This is a genomic window from Sulfitobacter sp. TMED3 (assembly GCF_002167505.1).
Lineage (GTDB): Bacteria > Pseudomonadota > Alphaproteobacteria > Rhodobacterales > Rhodobacteraceae > Sulfitobacter > Sulfitobacter pontiacus.
In genome coordinates, this window is sequence record NZ_NHBI01000005.1 from 140,542 (window position 1) to 156,289 (window position 15,748).

At 62.1% G+C, this 15,748-nt stretch carries 17 protein-coding genes; 5 read left to right on the forward strand and 12 right to left on the reverse strand.

Annotated elements, in window-relative coordinates:
- Window positions 1-2 precede the first annotated feature (2 nt).
- From pheT to pheS, 4 genes are all read right to left on the reverse strand, one after another.
- Entirely contained in the window at window positions 3-2,402 is a 2,400-nt protein-coding gene (gene pheT, locus CBB63_RS01895) for a phenylalanine--tRNA ligase subunit beta (protein WP_286697935.1), read from the reverse strand.
- An 83-nt stretch (window positions 2,403-2,485) separates the two neighbouring features.
- Window positions 2,486-3,337, reverse strand: coding sequence for a CE1 family esterase (locus tag CBB63_RS01900; protein ID WP_009825926.1), 852 nt, complete (start codon window positions 3,335-3,337; stop codon window positions 2,486-2,488).
- 8 nt (window positions 3,338-3,345) lie between these two features.
- Window positions 3,346-3,627, reverse strand: a complete 282-nt coding sequence (locus tag CBB63_RS01905) for a YrhK family protein (RefSeq protein WP_260004718.1) — start codon at window positions 3,625-3,627, stop codon at window positions 3,346-3,348.
- Window positions 3,628-3,692: 65 nt separating this feature from the next.
- Window positions 3,693-4,766 carry a phenylalanine--tRNA ligase subunit alpha gene (pheS, locus tag CBB63_RS01910; RefSeq protein WP_037954562.1) on the reverse strand — a complete coding sequence of 358 codons (1,074 nt, stop codon included), beginning with the start codon at window positions 4,764-4,766 and terminating at the stop codon, window positions 3,693-3,695.
- Window positions 4,767-4,904: 138 nt separating this feature from the next.
- On the opposite strand from pheS, the gene CBB63_RS01915 reads away from it, so the two are divergent.
- On the forward strand, window positions 4,905-6,128 hold the full coding sequence (locus tag CBB63_RS01915; protein WP_286697936.1) for a YbfB/YjiJ family MFS transporter: 1,224 nt from the start codon (window positions 4,905-4,907) through the stop codon (window positions 6,126-6,128).
- Between the two features lie 72 nt (window positions 6,129-6,200).
- On the opposite strand, the gene rplT is transcribed toward CBB63_RS01915, so the two are convergent.
- The 4 genes from rplT to pyk all read right to left on the reverse strand — a co-directional run bounded on the left by rplT (window position 6,201) and on the right by pyk (window position 8,631).
- Window positions 6,201-6,566, reverse strand: a complete 366-nt coding sequence (gene rplT, locus CBB63_RS01920) for a 50S ribosomal protein L20 (RefSeq protein ID WP_005851211.1) — start codon at window positions 6,564-6,566, stop codon at window positions 6,201-6,203.
- Between the two features lie 15 nt (window positions 6,567-6,581).
- Window positions 6,582-6,782 carry a 50S ribosomal protein L35 gene (gene rpmI, locus CBB63_RS01925; RefSeq protein WP_005851209.1) on the reverse strand — a complete coding sequence of 67 codons (201 nt, stop codon included), beginning with the start codon at window positions 6,780-6,782 and terminating at the stop codon, window positions 6,582-6,584.
- A 131-nt stretch (window positions 6,783-6,913) separates the two neighbouring features.
- On the reverse strand, window positions 6,914-7,141 hold the full coding sequence (locus tag CBB63_RS01930; protein ID WP_005851207.1) for a hypothetical protein: 228 nt from the start codon (window positions 7,139-7,141) through the stop codon (window positions 6,914-6,916).
- Between the two features lie 44 nt (window positions 7,142-7,185).
- Entirely contained in the window at window positions 7,186-8,631 is a 1,446-nt protein-coding gene (pyk, locus tag CBB63_RS01935; protein WP_005851205.1) for a pyruvate kinase, read from the reverse strand.
- A 280-nt stretch (window positions 8,632-8,911) separates the two neighbouring features.
- Between pyk and CBB63_RS01940 the strand changes: the two genes are divergently transcribed.
- Window positions 8,912-9,226: a DUF1244 domain-containing protein gene (locus tag CBB63_RS01940; protein ID WP_286697937.1), complete on the forward strand. Its 315-nt coding sequence runs from the start codon at window positions 8,912-8,914 to the stop codon at window positions 9,224-9,226.
- A gap of 31 nt (window positions 9,227-9,257) precedes the next feature.
- Here the strand turns inward: CBB63_RS01940 and CBB63_RS01945 are convergent, their stop codons facing one another.
- The 3 genes from CBB63_RS01945 to dgcN form a co-directional block, all read right to left on the reverse strand.
- Window positions 9,258-10,118, reverse strand: a complete 861-nt coding sequence (locus CBB63_RS01945) for a D-amino-acid transaminase (protein ID WP_286697938.1) — start codon at window positions 10,116-10,118, stop codon at window positions 9,258-9,260.
- A gap of 3 nt (window positions 10,119-10,121) precedes the next feature.
- Window positions 10,122-11,087 (reverse strand): N-acetyl-D-Glu racemase DgcA, encoded by a 966-nt coding sequence (dgcA, locus tag CBB63_RS01950; protein ID WP_286697939.1) that lies wholly within the window; start codon window positions 11,085-11,087, stop codon window positions 10,122-10,124.
- A gap of 45 nt (window positions 11,088-11,132) precedes the next feature.
- The gene (dgcN, locus tag CBB63_RS01955) at window positions 11,133-12,134 is read right to left on the reverse strand and encodes an N-acetyltransferase DgcN (protein ID WP_286697940.1); all 1,002 of its coding nucleotides are present in this window, start codon (window positions 12,132-12,134) and stop codon (window positions 11,133-11,135) included.
- Between the two features lie 249 nt (window positions 12,135-12,383).
- On the opposite strand from dgcN, the gene CBB63_RS01960 reads away from it, so the two are divergent.
- The 3 genes from CBB63_RS01960 to CBB63_RS01970 all read left to right on the forward strand — a co-directional run bounded on the left by CBB63_RS01960 (window position 12,384) and on the right by CBB63_RS01970 (window position 15,074).
- Complete coding sequence (locus tag CBB63_RS01960; protein WP_286697941.1) at window positions 12,384-13,343, forward strand: L-malyl-CoA/beta-methylmalyl-CoA lyase; 960 nt, start codon at window positions 12,384-12,386, stop codon at window positions 13,341-13,343.
- Window positions 13,344-13,417: 74 nt separating this feature from the next.
- Window positions 13,418-14,047, forward strand: coding sequence for a LysE family translocator (locus CBB63_RS01965; protein ID WP_502695839.1), 630 nt, complete (start codon window positions 13,418-13,420; stop codon window positions 14,045-14,047).
- Window positions 14,048-14,111: 64 nt separating this feature from the next.
- Window positions 14,112-15,074 (forward strand): acetyl-CoA carboxylase carboxyltransferase subunit alpha, encoded by a 963-nt coding sequence (locus tag CBB63_RS01970; RefSeq protein WP_286697943.1) that lies wholly within the window; start codon window positions 14,112-14,114, stop codon window positions 15,072-15,074.
- 21 nt (window positions 15,075-15,095) lie between these two features.
- Here the strand turns inward: CBB63_RS01970 and CBB63_RS01975 are convergent, their stop codons facing one another.
- Window positions 15,096-15,746, reverse strand: coding sequence for a GntR family transcriptional regulator (locus CBB63_RS01975; protein WP_005851189.1), 651 nt, complete (start codon window positions 15,744-15,746; stop codon window positions 15,096-15,098).
- Between the last annotated feature and the right edge of the window lie 2 nt (window positions 15,747-15,748).

Consider the following 15,748-nt stretch of genomic DNA (forward strand, 5'->3'; position numbering starts at 1 on the left):
CTTTAGCCGCGCAGTACGCCGCCGCTGGCTTTGGTCACCTTGTCGATGACCTTGGCGCCAACCGCCTCGATATCCGCGTCTTTCAGTGTCTTGTCGCTTGGCTGCATCCGTACCGTGAGGGCGAGCGATTTTTTCCCCTCGCCCAAGGCACCGCCGATGAATTCNTCAAAGACGCGCACATCGTCNATCAGGGCCTTGTCCGCCCCCATCGCCGCATTGACCAAGGTCAGCGCGTCAACATCGGCGTCCACCACAAAGGCAAAGTCACGTTCCACCGCNTGCANCGCGCTGGTGTTCAGCGCGGGACGTGTGGCACCGGACTTGCGCGGCAAGGGCACCTCGGCGGGCCAGATGGTGAAGCCCATCGCGGGCCCTTTGACATCCAGTGCCGCCAGAACCCGCGGGTGAATTTCNCCAAAGACGCCAAGCACTTTTTTCGGGCCAAGGCAGATCTGCCCGTGACGCCCGGGGTGGAACCAGTCAGCGCCATTGCGGTTGATCTGCACCTTGGCGGGGGCACCGATGGCGGACAGGACCGCCTCGATATCCGCCTTGACGTCGAACACATCGACCGGACGCGATGCGCCGTGCACATCTTTGGGGCCGGTGCTGCCGGTCAGCAGGCCGCTNATCTGCAGATGCTGATCGCCGGGCTCNCCGCCGGTGAAGACGGGGCCGACCTCGAACAGCGCCATGTCAGGNAAGCCCCGCGCCTGATTGCGGGCCGCGGCCTGCAGCAAGGCGGGCANCAGCGANGGGCGCATATGGCTCATGTCATTGCTGATCGGGTTTTCCAGACGGGTGTCATCGGTGCCGCCACCAAACAGCGCGGCAGACGCCTGATCGATAAAGCTGTAGGACACACATTCGTTGTAGCCCAATGCGGCGCAGGCGCGGCGCGCGATGGCCTCGCGGCGCTGCATCGGCGACAGGACGGGCTTGGGCACGCCGGGCGTCAGGCGTGGCAAGGGGCGCCCTTCAAGCTTGGTGAGTGACGCAATCCGCGCGACTTCCTCGACCAGATCGGCTTCGCCCTGCACATCGGGGCGCCAGCTTGGGACATGCGCCATGTCGCCTTCCAGACGGAAGCCAAGCGCCGTCAGCGTCTTGCGCTGCTCGCTTTCCGAAATGGTCATCCCCACCAACGACTGCACGCGCGCNGCNTCCAGCTTGTANGCNCGNGAANAGTCNGGNACCTTGCCCGCGACNACAACNTCNGACGCCTCACCGCCTGCGATGTCCAGGATCATCNGNGTCGCATGTTCGATGGCATANGGCGTCCATTCGGGGTCGATCCCCCGTTCGAAGCGATAGCGCGCGTCCGAGTTGATCTTGAGCGCGCGGCCCGTGTAGGCGGTGCGCACCGGATCGAAATAGGCCGCTTCGACAAAGACATTCACCGTGTCCATGGAACAGCCGCTTTCCGCGCCGCCCATCACACCCGCGATGCTTTCGACCTTTTCGGCGTCCGAAATCAGGGTCATGCCTTCGCTGAAGGTATATTCCTTGTCGTCCAGCCCCATCAGGGTCTCGCCGCCCTTGGCGCGGTGGATGCGCAGGCTGTTGCCCGCGACCTTATCCGCNTCGAACACGTGCAAAGGACGGTTGCGGTCATAGGTGAAGAAGTTCGTCACNTCGACGAGGAACGAGATCGGGCGCAGGCCAATGGCGCGCAGCTTGTCCTGCAACCACGCCGGCGACGGGCCGTTTTTGACGCCGCGGATCACACGACCNTAGAAAACCGGACATTGGTCCAGCGTNTCTTCGTCGATCGAAACAGAGATCGGGCACGGGAACTGCCCCTCGACCGCGGGCACATCGCGCTGTTTCAGCGTGCCCAGACCACGGGCCGCCAGATCACGCGCGATCCCGCGCACACCCAAGGCATCGGGACGGTTGGGGGTGATCGCGATCTCGATCACGGGGTCAACCTTGGCGGGGTCGTTTTCCGCCAGCCAGTCGATGAAACGGTCGCCGACATTGCCCGAGGGCAGTTCAATGATACCGTCATGTTCCTCGGATAGTTCAAGCTCGCGCTCTGACGCCATCATGCCAAAGCTTTCGACGCCACGGATCTTGCCAACGCCGATGGTGGTATCAATGCCCGGCACATANACGCCCGGNTTNGCCACAACCACGGTGATGCCCTGACGCGCGTTCGGNGCACCGCAGATGATCTGCTGCACGCCTTCGTCGGTATCCACCTGACAGATCTGCAAACGATCCGCGTCGGGGTGCTTTTCTGCCGATTGCACATAGCCCAGCGTAAACTCCGCCAGCTTCGCGCCACGATCTTCGACGCCTTCGACCTCGAGCCCCAGATCGGTCAGCGCATAGGTGATTTCATCGATCGACGCGGTGGTGTCGAGATGTTCCTTCAGCCAGGACAGTGTGAATTTCATGGCGGTGATCCTCATGCAATGCTTGCGCTAGGGCGTAGCGTTTAATCGGCGCGGTTTCAATGCGGTGCGGCTGCGTTTTGCGCCTAGCCCGGTGTTTTGGGCATCAACCCGTCCAGCTGGTAGCCAAGCCATCCGGTCGGGATGAAATGTCCGCCGGTATGGATGTCCAGCGTCACGCTGCGGTCGCCGGCGCAATTGTCCCAAGTAAAATGCGCGAACTCTACCCCCGGGGCGAGGGTCAGCGCGCCATCCAGCCGGCCCTTGCCACAGCGGAACGCCTTGCGCCACAGGGCGACGACATTGGTGGCATCATGTTCGGGCCCGCGCGGCAGGCTCATCCACAGGTCGTTGAGCCCGTGCACATGGCGGACCTGACGCGGCGGATTGGCGCAGGTGCTGGACTGTTTGATCGTGCCCGACATGGTCATCAGCCCCGCGATCCGGTCGCCGCGCGCGCAGGCATAGCGCCACGCCATCGCCGCCCCGAAACTGAACCCCGAGATATAGATCTGGCTTTGATCCACCGGATAGCGTTTCGCCACATCCGCCAGCACCGCATCGGCAAAGGCGATATCCGCAGGGTCATCCTGCCAGAACCGCCACGCCCGATGCTGCGCCGACGGGGCCACCAGCATCACGCCACGGGGCTTTGTCTCGGACCCGATACGCGGATGGTGGATCACCGTCCGCCCGCGCCGCAGGAAAGCGTGAAAGTGCATCATGACAGGCAGGGGCGTCACGCCGTCCCAATCATCGGGCATCAGGATGTTGTAGCTGCGGTCACCTATTTCGCAGACGGTATCCCCACCGCAGGGCGGGAGGGTTTGGGCGGTGGCAACCATTGGCGCGGCAGACAGCGCGCAGGCCAGCATCGCGGCCTGAACAAGTGCTTTTGGCCGCGCGGTCAGCGCGTGGAAAAAGGCGGAGAGGCTCACGGGTTTCTCTAATCCTCAAACCGATGCGCGAGATCGTCCACATCGCCCATGCGATAAAGCTTGATCTCGCGGATCAGACGCAGGGTTGGTTTGGCAGCAAACAGCAGCGACCCGATCAGGAACAGCCATGTGCCGGGCGTAAGCCAAGCGTCGCTAAAGAACATGACCGACCCGACAATAAAGCAAAAAGCGGCCATGAAATCGACAACCGTATGGGCCAACTCGAACCGTGCATAAAGCCTGCGGTGCGCCTCGGATTGGTCCCGACGTTCATTGCGAAATATTTTCATCGGGCCCTGCCCTTGTTCACCGGACAAGCGGCGCGGTGCCCAGCGACGGACACCGCGCCGATCGATTAGCGGCTCAAACCACCATGCAGCGTCGGCTGATCCAAGCTTGCAAACCCGTAATGTCGCAGCCAGCGCAGGTCTGAATCAAAGAATGCCCGCAAATCGGGGATGCCGTATTTCAGCATCGCGATACGGTCGATGCCCATGCCAAAGGCAAAGCCCTGCCATTCGTTCGGGTCGATCCCGCCCGCTTGCAGCACCTTCGGGTGGACCATGCCGGAGCCCAGCACCTCCATCCAGCCGTCGCCTTCGCCGATGCGCAGCTGTCCGTCGACCCAGGAACACTGGATATCAACCTCTGCCGAAGGTTCGGTGAAGGGGAAATGCGAGGCGCGGAAGCGGGTCTTGATGCCCTCGACCTCGAAGAACGCGCTAAAGAATTCCTCCAGCGTCCATTTCAGGTTCGCCATAGAGATGTCTTTGTCGATCGCCAGACCTTCGACCTGATGGAACATCGGCGTGTGGGTCTGGTCATAGTCGGCACGGTAGACGCCACCGGGGCAGATGATGCGCAGGGGCGCGCCTTCGGCCTCCATCGTGCGGATCTGCACGGGGCTGGTGTGGGTGCGCAGCACGTGGGGCGGACGGTCGTCGCCCTCGGCACGGGCCATATAGAACGTGTCCATCTCGGCGCGTGCGGGGTGGTGGCCGGGGATGTTCAGCGCGTCGAAGTTATACCAATCGGTGTCGATGCGCGGCCCTTCGGCGACAGAGAATCCCAGCTCGGCGAAGATCGCGGTCACTTCCTCGGTCACCTGGCTGACGGGGTGGATCGTGCCCTGACGCGTCGCGCGCGTGGGCAATGTCACGTCCAGCCATTCGCTGCGCAGACGTTCATCAAGGGCCGCATCCCCAAGTGCTGCTTTCTTCGCGGCAATGGCGGAGTTGATCTCGTCCTTGAGCGCGTTCAGCGCGGGGCCGACCGTCTGGCGTTCTTCGGGCGTCATACGGCCCAGCTCGCGCATCTTCAGGGCGACTTCGCCCTTTTTACCCACGGCGGCCAGACGGATGTCCTCCAACGCGGCTTCGTCGGCGGCACCAGCGATCTGGCCCAGATATTTCGCTTTCAGGTCGTCCATATCGGCCTCATGTCTTTTGCTCGGGCTGGTGCTAGCAGAATTGGCCCCGAATACAAGCGGCAGGGCCATTTGAAGCGGGTCTTGTGATGCTGAAACCGCGGGCACATAGTGGCGCAAACCATCAAGGGGGTGCCGCGCGTGGCAGAGATTTTACAACCCGACGGCAACCCGTCCCTGCCCCGACCTGTCACACGGCCCTGGCTGGCGCTGCTTGGCCTGACGCTGGGGGTGACGGTCACCAACGGGTTCGCGCGCTTTGCCTACGGGCTGATCCTGCCCGCGATGAAGACCGAGCTGGACTGGACCTATGCGCAGGCGGGCTGGCTGAACACGGCGAATGCCATCGGCTATATCATCGGCGCGGTGCTGACGCTGCTGCTGATCGGGCGCATCGCGCCTGCGCGGTTGTTCGGGTTCGGCATGGTGACCACGACGCTGACGCTGTTGGCGACGGGGTACGAGGCGACGATGGGCTGGCAGACCTTCTGGCGGATCGCGGCGGGGGTCTTCGGGGCGATGTCCTTTTCCACCGCAGGGGTGCTGACCGCGCGGCTGTTTCCCGGCGACGCGCGCCGCAATGCGCTGGCAATCGCGATCCTGTTCGGCGCAGGGGGCGGTATCGGGATCATGCTGGCAGGCGCGTCCCTGCCCCTGATGATAGAGCTCTGGGGCACCGGATCATGGCGCTATGGCTGGTATATCATCGGCGTGATCAGCGTGGCCTGCCTGCCCCTGTCCCTATGGGCCGCGGCGCGTTTGTCGGTGCCTGCACAGCGCAACACAGCAGCCGACGGCATCAAGCTGCACCTGATCTGGAGAGAGCTTGCAGGCTACATCGGTTTTGCCATGGGCTATATCGTCTATCTGACGTTCCTGTCTGCGTGGATGACGGATCAACAGGCACCCGCGCTGCTGATCTCGGCGGTGTGGATCATCATGGGGGTGGCGCTGATCGCCTCGCCCTTCGTCTGGCGCGGGGTATTGGCGCGGCACGCCTCGGGCAAGCCCTTGGCGATGATCCTGACCGGCATCGCAATCGGGTCGGCGCTGCCGCTCGTCCTGCCTGCGGGTGGGGCCGTGGTGATTTCAGCCGTGGTGTTCGGGCTTTGCGTCTTCATGGCCCCCGGCGCGATCACCAGCTTTATCCGCCAGAACCTGCCTGCCGAAAGCTGGGCCGCCGCGATGAGCCTGTTCACCGTGGTCTTTGCCATCGCGCAGACCGCAGGCCCCTTCGCCGCCGGTGCCTTGGGCGACCTGACGGGCAATATCGGATCCAGCCTCTTGGCTGCCGCTGCGATCCTGCTGACAGGGGCCGCTGTGGTGGCGTTTCAAAAACCGCTGCCGCCACAAGACCCCGGCTGATCACCGCACAAACGAAAAACGCCGCCCCGATGTCAGGGCGGCGTTCTAAAAATTTGGGTCGGCAAAGGGCGCTTACGCGGCCAGTGCGTCTTGTGCTTGCTTCACGATGGCACCGAATGCTTCGGGCTCGTTGATGGCCAGGTCGGACAGAACCTTCCGGTCCACTTCGATACCAGCCAGGGACAGACCATTGATGAAGCGGCTGTATGTCAGTGCTTCGTCGTGGCTGCGCACAGCGGCGTTGATCCGCTGGATCCACAATGCGCGGAAGTTCCGCTTGCGGTTCTTACGGTCGCGCGTGGCGTATTGGTTGGCTTTGTCGACCGCCTGACGGGCGACCTTAAAGGTGTTCTTGCGGCGGCCATAGTAACCTTTGGCTGCTTTGATTACCTTTTTGTGACGGGCGTGGGTAACGACACCACCTTTTGTACGGGACATATCGGCTCTCCTATCTTAGCGGTCGTAGGGCATGAAGCCCTTGATGATCTTGGCGTCGGGTGCAGACAAAGCTGTTGTCCCACGCGCGTCACGGATGAATTTTTTCGTCCGTTTGATCATACCATGCTGTTTGCCAGCCTGACCGCCGATGACCTTGCCGGTCGCCGAGATCTTAAAGCGCTTCTTGGCGCTCGATTTCGTCTTCATCTTGGGCATTTCCGTCTCCTTAACTTGAGTTCGGTAAGTGCGCGACTCGGCATGCCACGAAGGCCGGACGCGCGGAACGAAGCTGGCGTATAGGAGGGACAGGGGCCCAAAGCAAGGGCAAAAGCGCGAAACGCCTGCGCTTACCAGAACTTGTAGCGCGCAATCACATGCAAAACGGCGTCTGGCACATCTTCCAACGCATAGCCGCCCGGATGGGTGTTGATGGCATAGACGATCATCCCGCCCGCGATCAGCACCGTCAACGCCGACGCGCGCGGCGCACGGCCATCAGAGAAGGCCGACACGACAGAGGGGATAGAAAGCACAGCAAGGGCAAGACCAATCACCAAAATCAGATCAGTATCCATTATTCCTGCCCCTGCTCGATATATTCTTGTTACCTGACCAGAGGTTATTCCGGATCGGTATTAAAAATCAATCGTTCGTCGCAGGGTGCGACGCGCAGGATATTTGTGCTGCCCTCGACGTTGAAAGGCACGCCTGCGGTGACAACGATCATATCCTCCGGTCCGGCATAGCCTTCGTCACGGGCAACGCGCGCGGCGCTGACCACGGCCATCTTGAAGCGTTCCAGCGTGCCGGTCTGAACGCAATTTACGCCCCAGGTGAGCGCCAGTCGGCGCGCGGTCTTGACCAGAGGTGACAACGCGATGATCGGCACCCGCGGGCGTTCACGTGCGGTCAACAGCGCCGTGGTCCCGCTTTGGGTGAAGCAACAGATCGCCTTGATGTTCGCGGTTTCCGCAATCTCGCGTGCGGCGGCGACAATACCATCCGCCACGGTCATGCGGTCCACCTTGCGCGACGATTCGATAATCTGGGTGTAGGTCGGATCCTGCTCTACCTCGGTGGCCACGTTATCCATCGTGCGCACAGCCTCGACCGGATAGGCACCGGCCGCGGATTCCGCCGACAACATCACCGCATCGGCCCCTTCATAAATGGCGGTCGCGACATCCGATACCTCGGCCCGGGTGGGGATCGGGCTTTCGATCATCGATTCCAGCATCTGCGTCGCCACGATCACCGGCTTTGCCGCCGCACGGCATTTGCGCACCAGTCGTTTCTGGATCGGCGGCACGTTCTGCACCGGCAGTTCAACCCCCAGATCACCGCGCGCAACCATGATACCGTCGCTCACCGCCAGGATGTCCTCGAACCGGTCCACCGCCGACGGCTTTTCGATCTTGCTCAGCAATGCGGCACGGCCCTTGGCCAGGTCGCGCGCCTCGGTCACATCTTCGGGGCGCTGCACAAAGCTCAACGCCAGCCAGTCGACCCCCAGCTCGCACACGAATTCCAGATCGGCGCGGTCTTTTTCCGACAGGGCGGCCAGCGGCAGCACCACATCCGGCACGTTCACGCCCTTGCGGTTAGAGATCACGCCGCCGATCATCACTTCGCACTCCGCGAAATCGGGGCCGCATTCCTTGACCTTCAGACGGATCTTGCCGTCATTGACCAACAGCGATGCGCCCGGTTCAAGCGCCTGGAAAATCTCGGGGTGCGGCAGGCACACGCGGCGGGCATTGCCCTCTGCCTCGTCCAGATCCAGCCGGAAGGACGCGCCCTCGACCAGCAATTCGCTGTCCCCTGAAAAGACACCCACACGCAGCTTTGGCCCCTGAAGATCCGCGAGAATACCGATCGTGGATCCCGTTTCCTCTTCGATCTGGCGGATGATCTGGTGCTTGATCCGGATTTCGTCATGGCTGCCGTGGCTCATGTTCAACCGGAACACATCCGCGCCCGCGTGAAACAGTGCCGATATCGTCTCGTGCGTGTCCGAGGCCGGACCCAAGGTGGCAACTACTTTGACATTCCGCGTGCGTTTCATACTGGTGACGTCCCTTTTCATCTGCGGGCTTTGGCAGCCCCTGCGCTCATTGCCACGGGTCTAACACGCGCGGCGGTCAGAGTGGATAGTAAATAAGTTAGCGTTAACATGTGTTGGCGTTAACACTTAGCGAAGATCGCCCGCCCCGTCTATGCCCACCACAGTATGACAGCACGATGACAGCGGGCGGCGGAAGGCCGCGCCACATTCACGGCCCGCCGCCTTGAACCCGCACCGGCCAGCCCATAGCTTGGCCCCACCCCACACGCAGGAGAGCATAATGCCCACACAACAGGAAATCGAACTTCAGGCTGCGGCGTTTCGCCGGCTGCAACAGCACCTGATGCAAGACCGCACGGACGTGCAGAACATCGACATGATGAACCTGGCCGGATTTTGCCGCAACTGCCTGTCGCGCTGGTATCAAGAAGCCGCAAACGAACGCGGGATCGACATGGGCAAGGAAGAAGCGCGCGAGCTGTTCTACGGCATGACCATGGACGCATGGAAAACCAACTATCAGACCGACGCGAAGGACGCGCAGAAAGAGGCGTTCAAGGTCGCCTTCGAACAGAACGTCGGCGAAAAGGGCTGACCGCGCGCAGCCAGCCCCTTGGCAAGGCGGGTTAGACCGCCGCCTTGCGCATCTCGTCCAGATAGATCTCGCGCAGACGCGGCGCGACCTTGCCCGGTGTTCCATCGCCCAGGGCCACGCCGTCGATCTCGACCACGGGCATGACAAAGGCGCTGGCGGAGGTGGTAAACGCCTCATCCGCCTGCTGCGCTTCGTGGATGGTAAAGTTACGCTCTTCCACCACCATCTGCGCCTCTTTGGCAAAACGCAGAACCGCAGCGCGGGTGATGCCGTGCAAGATATCATTGCTCAGCGCGCGGGTGATGATCTTGTTGCCCATCACGATATAGGCGTTGTTACTGGTGCCTTCGGTGACAAAACCGTCCTCGACCATCCAGGCATCATCGCAGCCCGCCTTCTTGGCCATCATCTTGCCCATCGACGGATACAGCAGCTGCACCGTCTTGATGTCGCGACGGCCCCAGCGGATGTCTTCGATGCTGATGATCTTGGCACCTTTCTTGGCGGCGGGGCTGTCGGCCAGACCGGGTTTGGNCTGGGTGAACAAGACAATCGTCGGNTCTGTCGTCTCGGGATCGGGGAAGGCAAAGTCGCGGTCCCCGTCCGANCCGCGGGTGATCTGCAAATAGATCAGCCCCTCGTCGATCTCGTTCACGCGCACCAGCTCGCGGTGGACCTCCAGCAGGTCCTCCTTCGAGATCGGGTTGCGCATCTGTAGCTCGTTCAACGANCGGCTGAGNCGGATNGCATGGCCGTCAAAGTCGATCAGCTTGCCGTCCAGCACGCTGGTGACCTCATAGACCCCGTCCGCCATCAGAAACCCGCGATCAAAGATCGAAACCTTGGCTTCGGTCTCGGGCAGGTATTCGCCGTTCACATATACAGTCCGCATGTCTTATCCCCAAAGCTTGGCCGCAGGCGGATGCACCCCGGCGGCGTCAAATGTCAAAGCGTTNTCGCGGTCTTCGGCCAGAAGCAGCGGGCCGTCAAGGTCCACGACCTTTGCCCCCTGCGCCACCAGNACCGCCGGNGCCATCGCAAGCGACGACCCGACCATGCACCCCACCATGACCTCATANCCCTGCGCGACAGCCGCATCGCGCAGCGCCAGCGCCTCTGTCAGACCACCGGTCTTGTCCAGCTTGATGTTGACCACATCGTATTTGCCTTNCAGCGCAGCAAGGCTCGCACGGTCATGGCAGCTTTCATCGGCACAGACCGGCACGGGCCGCTCCATCCCGANNAGCGCATCGTCATCCCCTGCGGGCAAAGGCTGTTCNACCAATGACACACCNAGCCGCACCAGATGNGGGGCAAGATCGGCNTANACCNCNGCCGACCAGCCCTCNTTCGCGTCNATGATGATCTGCGCATCAGGCGCACCGGCGCGCACNGCCTCAAGGCGGGGCATATCATCCGGCGTGCCCAGCTTGATCTTCAACAGCGGGCGATGCGCATGCAAGGCNGCCTGTTCGCGCATCTTTTCGGGGCTATCCAACGACAGGGTAAAGGCCGTGATCTCGGGCNCCGGTCGCGCCAGCCCCGCCAGTTCCCACACAGGTTTNCCCGCCTGCTTGGCNTGCAGATCCCANAGGGCACAATCCACTGCATTGCGCGCGGCACCAGCCGGCAGCAGGTCATACAGTGCATCACGCGTCAGCGGCCCGCTCAGCGCTTCGATCTCTGCCGTGANCGACTCCNGCGTCTCGCCATACCGGGCATAGGGCACACATTCGCCCCACCCCGTNACNCCGCCATCGGTGATCCGCACCGTGAGCACCTGCGCCTCGGTCCGCGATCCACGCGAAATGGTAAAGACCTGCGCCAGCCGAAAGACATCCCGGCTTACCTCAATACGCATATCCGCTCCTTCATTTTGCCACTTAAACTCTCCCCGAAGGGCCGATCAGAGGGCTGCCAAAGCCTCCGCCAATCTCGCGGCACCTTGGCGGAACGGGTCCACGGCTGGCAAGCCCAAGCGTTGTTCNACCTCGGCCAGATAGGCNTCTGCCTCTGCCTCCGACAGATGCTGGGTATTGATCGAGANACCGACCACCTGACAGCCTGCGTTGGCAACCTTTGCCAGCGTCAGTGCNACNTCGCGCACTTCTTCCAACGTGGGCAGCGTGTAGTCGGGCAGTCCGCGCATGGTCTTGCGGGTCGGCTCNTGGCACAGGATCAACGCATCGGGTTGGCCGCCGTGGATCAGCGCCATGGTGACGCCGGAATAGGACACGTGGAACAGGCTGCCCTGCCCTTCGATGATATCCCAGTGATCATCGTCATTGTCGGGGGTCAGATACTCGATCGAGCCGGCCATGAAATCCGCGATCACCGCATCCAAAGGCACACCTTCGCCGGTGATCAGAATACCGGTCTGCCCCGTCGCGCGGAAGCTGCTTTTCAGCCCCTTCTCTTTCATCGCCGCGTCCAGCGCCAGCGCGGTATACATCTTGCCNACCGAACANTCGGTGCCGACCGCCAGNACGCGCTTGCCGCTGCGTTTGACGCCATTCGCAATCGGGTACTGCACCGACGGGATACGCACGTCATGCAAGCTGCGCCCGTGTTTCTCGGCGGCGGCCACGAGCTCTGGCTCGTTGCGCANCAGGTTATGCAAGCCGGATGCCAGATCGAAGCCGGCCTCCAGCGCGTCGACCAGCACGGCGCGCCATGTGGCGCTGATGGTGCCCCCGCGGTTGGCGACGCCAATCACCAAGGTCTGCGCGCCTGCCTCTTTCGCTTGCGCAAGCGTCATATCGGTCAGACCCAGATCCGCCTTGCACCCGTCCAGCCGCAGCTGACCGACGGCGTTTTCAGGACGCCAGTCCTTGATGCCCTGCGCCACTTTAACCGCAAGGTGATCCGGCGCNTCGCCCAGAAAAAGAAGATAAGGTGTTTTGATCATGATCACATGCTCCTGCAATTTGGCTTTGGCTCAGTTTCGCAGCCTTTCGGCGCGATAAGGTTGCAAATGAGTGGTAGACGCAAGATATGGCGCAGAAATTTTGCGGGTATTCGGCCATCCAAGCAAGAATTGTGCACAGAAATTCAGCCGCCGATGCTGCAGGTGCGAGATCACCCTTGCAGGGCGCAGCGCAATTTAATACCACCNAAGGCAANCAAGTCGTAACTTTATTACNCAAGGATTCCGCATATGAGCTTTCGCATCCAGCCTACAGCACCTGCACGTCNCAACCGCTGCCAATTGTTCGGCCCCGGTTCGCGCCCGGCNATCTTCGAAAAAATGGCAAGTTCCGACGCCGATGTGATCAACCTTGATCTGGAAGACAGNGTGGCCCCCACGGANAAGGACAGCGCCCGCGCCAATATCATCAAGGCGATCAGCGATGTAGACTGGGGCGACAAAACACTGTCCGTGCGGATCAACGGGCTGGATACACCTTANTGGTACCGCGATGTCGTCGACCTGCTGGAGCAAGCGGGCGAGCGTCTGGACCAGATCATGATCCCCAAGGTCGGCTGCGCCGCTGACGTATATACTGTCGACGCGCTGGTTACGGCGATCGAAACCGCCAAGGGCCGCACCAAGAAAATNTCGTTCGAGGTGATTATCGAATCGGCCGCAGGCATCGCCCACGTCGAAGAGATCGCNGCCGCCAGCCCGCGCCTGCAAGCGATGAGCCTTGGTGCCGCCGACTTTGCCGCCTCNATGGGGATGCAGACGACCGGCATCGGTGGCACGCAAGAAAACTATTACATGCTGCGCGACGGGGCNAAGCATTGGTCNGATCCGTGGCATTGGGCGCAGACCGCCATNGTNGCCGCCTGCCGGACCCACGGCGTGCTGCCGGTCGANGGTCCGTTCGGTGATTTCTCGGACGACGAAGGCTACCGCGCGCAGGCGCGCCGGTCGGCGACCCTNGGCATGGTCGGNAAATGGGCCATNCACCCCAAGCAGATNGCCGTCGCGAACGAGGTGTTCACCCCCTCTGACGAGGCCGTCGCCGAAGCGCGCGAAATTCTGGCCGCGATGGAAACAGCCAAGGCCAACGGCGAAGGNGCGACCGTCTACAANGGCCGTTTGGTCGATATCGCCAGCATCAAACAGGCCGAAGTCATCGTGCGCCAGTCCGAAATGATCGCCTCGCGCTAACCCCGCGATACTGAACAGCGGCGCGAGGCGACCCTCGCGCCGCGCCATCTCCCCCGCTGCAAAGCGGGCTTGGCATGCCCCGCGGCTTGGGGCATCAAGGCAGCATGACCATCGATGTCCTCTCTGCGCTCGCGCTTTTCGCGCTGATCACCTCTATCACGCCGGGGCCGAACAACCTGATGCTGATGGCATCGGGCGCAAATTTCGGCTTTGCGCGCACGGTCCCGCATATGATGGGCATCACCCTTGGNTTNATGGTCATGTTGCTGCTGGTGGGCTTTGGCCTGATCCGCGTGTTTGACGCCTTTCCCGTCATCTATTCGGTGCTCAAGATCCTGAGCCTGATCTATCTGATCTACCTTNCCTATAAGATCGCCACCGCCGCCCCGGTGCAAAGCGCAGACCCCAACGCCAAACCGCTGAGCTTTCTGCAAGCGGCGGGGTTTCAATGGGTCAACCCCAAGGCCTGGGCCTTCGGGCTCAGCGTCATCACGATCTACGTGCCCTCTGCCGGCATATTGCCGCTGGTGATCACGGCGCTTGTCGTGGCGGTGATGGCGCTGCCGTCGGTCACCCTTTGGACCCTTCTTGGCGGGCAGATGGCCCGTTTTCTNACCAATCCCCGNCGTTTGCGGGTGTTTAACGTGACNATGGCCGCGCTGCTNGTGGCGTCGCTGCTGCCCGCCCTTTGGCCGGCCAGCTGACAGGTTCCGTTGCAAAGACCGCAAATNAACGCCATATAGCCCTGAACAAAGCGCGGAGCAGGTGATGACACAGTATCTGGATTTCGAAAAACCACTGGCCGAAGTNGAAGGCAAAGCGGAAGAGCTGCGCGCTCTGGCGCGGTCCTCCGAAGGGATGGACGTNAGCGCCGAAGCCAAAACGCTGGACGAAAAAGCCCACCAAATGCTTGACGATNTGTACAAGTCGTTNACGCCGTGGCGCAAATGTCAGGTGGCACGTCACCCCGACCGGCCCCATTGCAAAGACTATATCGAGGCCCTNTTTACCGAATACACCCCGCTGGCGGGNGACCGGAANTTTGCCGATGATCTTGCGGTCATGGGCGGTNTGGCACGGTTCAACGACACGCCTGTCGTCGTGATCGGCCACGAAAAAGGCAACGACACCAAATCCCGTATCGAACGCAATTTCGGCATGGCCCGCCCCGAAGGCTACCGCAAAGCCGTGCGCCTCATGGAACTGGCCGACAAGTTCGGGCTGCCCGTGATCACGCTGGTGGACACCCCCGGTGCCTACCCCGGTAAAGGCGCGGAAGAGCGTGGCCAATCCGAAGCCATCGCCCGCGCGACCGAGAAATGCTTGCAGATCGGTGTGCCGCTGGTGTCTGTCATCATCGGTGAAGGTGGGTCAGGCGGGGCGGTTGCCTTTGCCACGGCGAACCGCGTCGCCATGCTGGAACATTCCGTCTATTCCGTGATCTCGCCCGAGGGCTGCGCATCGATCCTGTGGAAAGATGCCGAGAAAATGCGCGAGGCCGCCGAAGCGCTGCGCCTGACCGCGCAAGATCTGAAACAGCTGGGCGTCAACGACCGCATCATCCCCGAACCCCGTGGCGGCGCGCATCGGGATCGGAAAGAGGCAATTGCATCGGTGCGCAAGGCGATTGCCGCGATGCTGGATGACCTGTCGGGCAAAGACCCAAAGGCGCTGGTGGCAGATCGTCGCAAGAAATTCCTCGACCTCGGGGCCAAGGGGCTGGCGGCGTAATCTACGCCGACCGCTGGCGCGTCACGTCGCCAGCATCCGCAGACCTTGGGTCACATCGGTGCGCACTGCCAGCCGCAGTCCCGGTTCGTCACCCGCGCGCAACGCCGCGATAATCAGCTTGTGGAAGTGCGGCGGCTCTGTCCGTCTGAGCCGCCCGTAAAGCGCCCGCATCGTCGGGCCCATCTGCAGCCAGACCGTTTCCGCCATCGCCAGCATCGCAGGGGCCTGCGCCCGCAGGTATAGCGTGCGATGAAACTCCAGATTGGTGCGAATGTAGCTCACCGCGTCCCGGTGGATCACCGCATCCGAGATGGCATTGTTGATCGCCTGCATCCGGTCGATCAGCGCAAGGTGGGCCCGTGGCAGGGCGCGGCTCGCAAGCTCCACCTCGATCAGGGCGCGCAGGGCGGCCAGTTCCTCGATCCGTTCGTTGCTCAGCTCCGGCGTCGATATCCGGCCAGAGGCCGACATGGTCAGCGCCCCTTCCGCTGCCAGCCGTCGCACGGCCTCGCGGGCGGGGGTCATCGACACCTCGTATTCCTTCCCGATTCCCCGCAGGGTCAGCGCCTGCCCCGGAGCCAGATCGCCATGCATGATGCGGGTCCGCAACTGCCGATAGACACGGTCATGGGCCAAAGGATGCGCATCAAGGGGGCGAGGGTTCAGGTTCATAT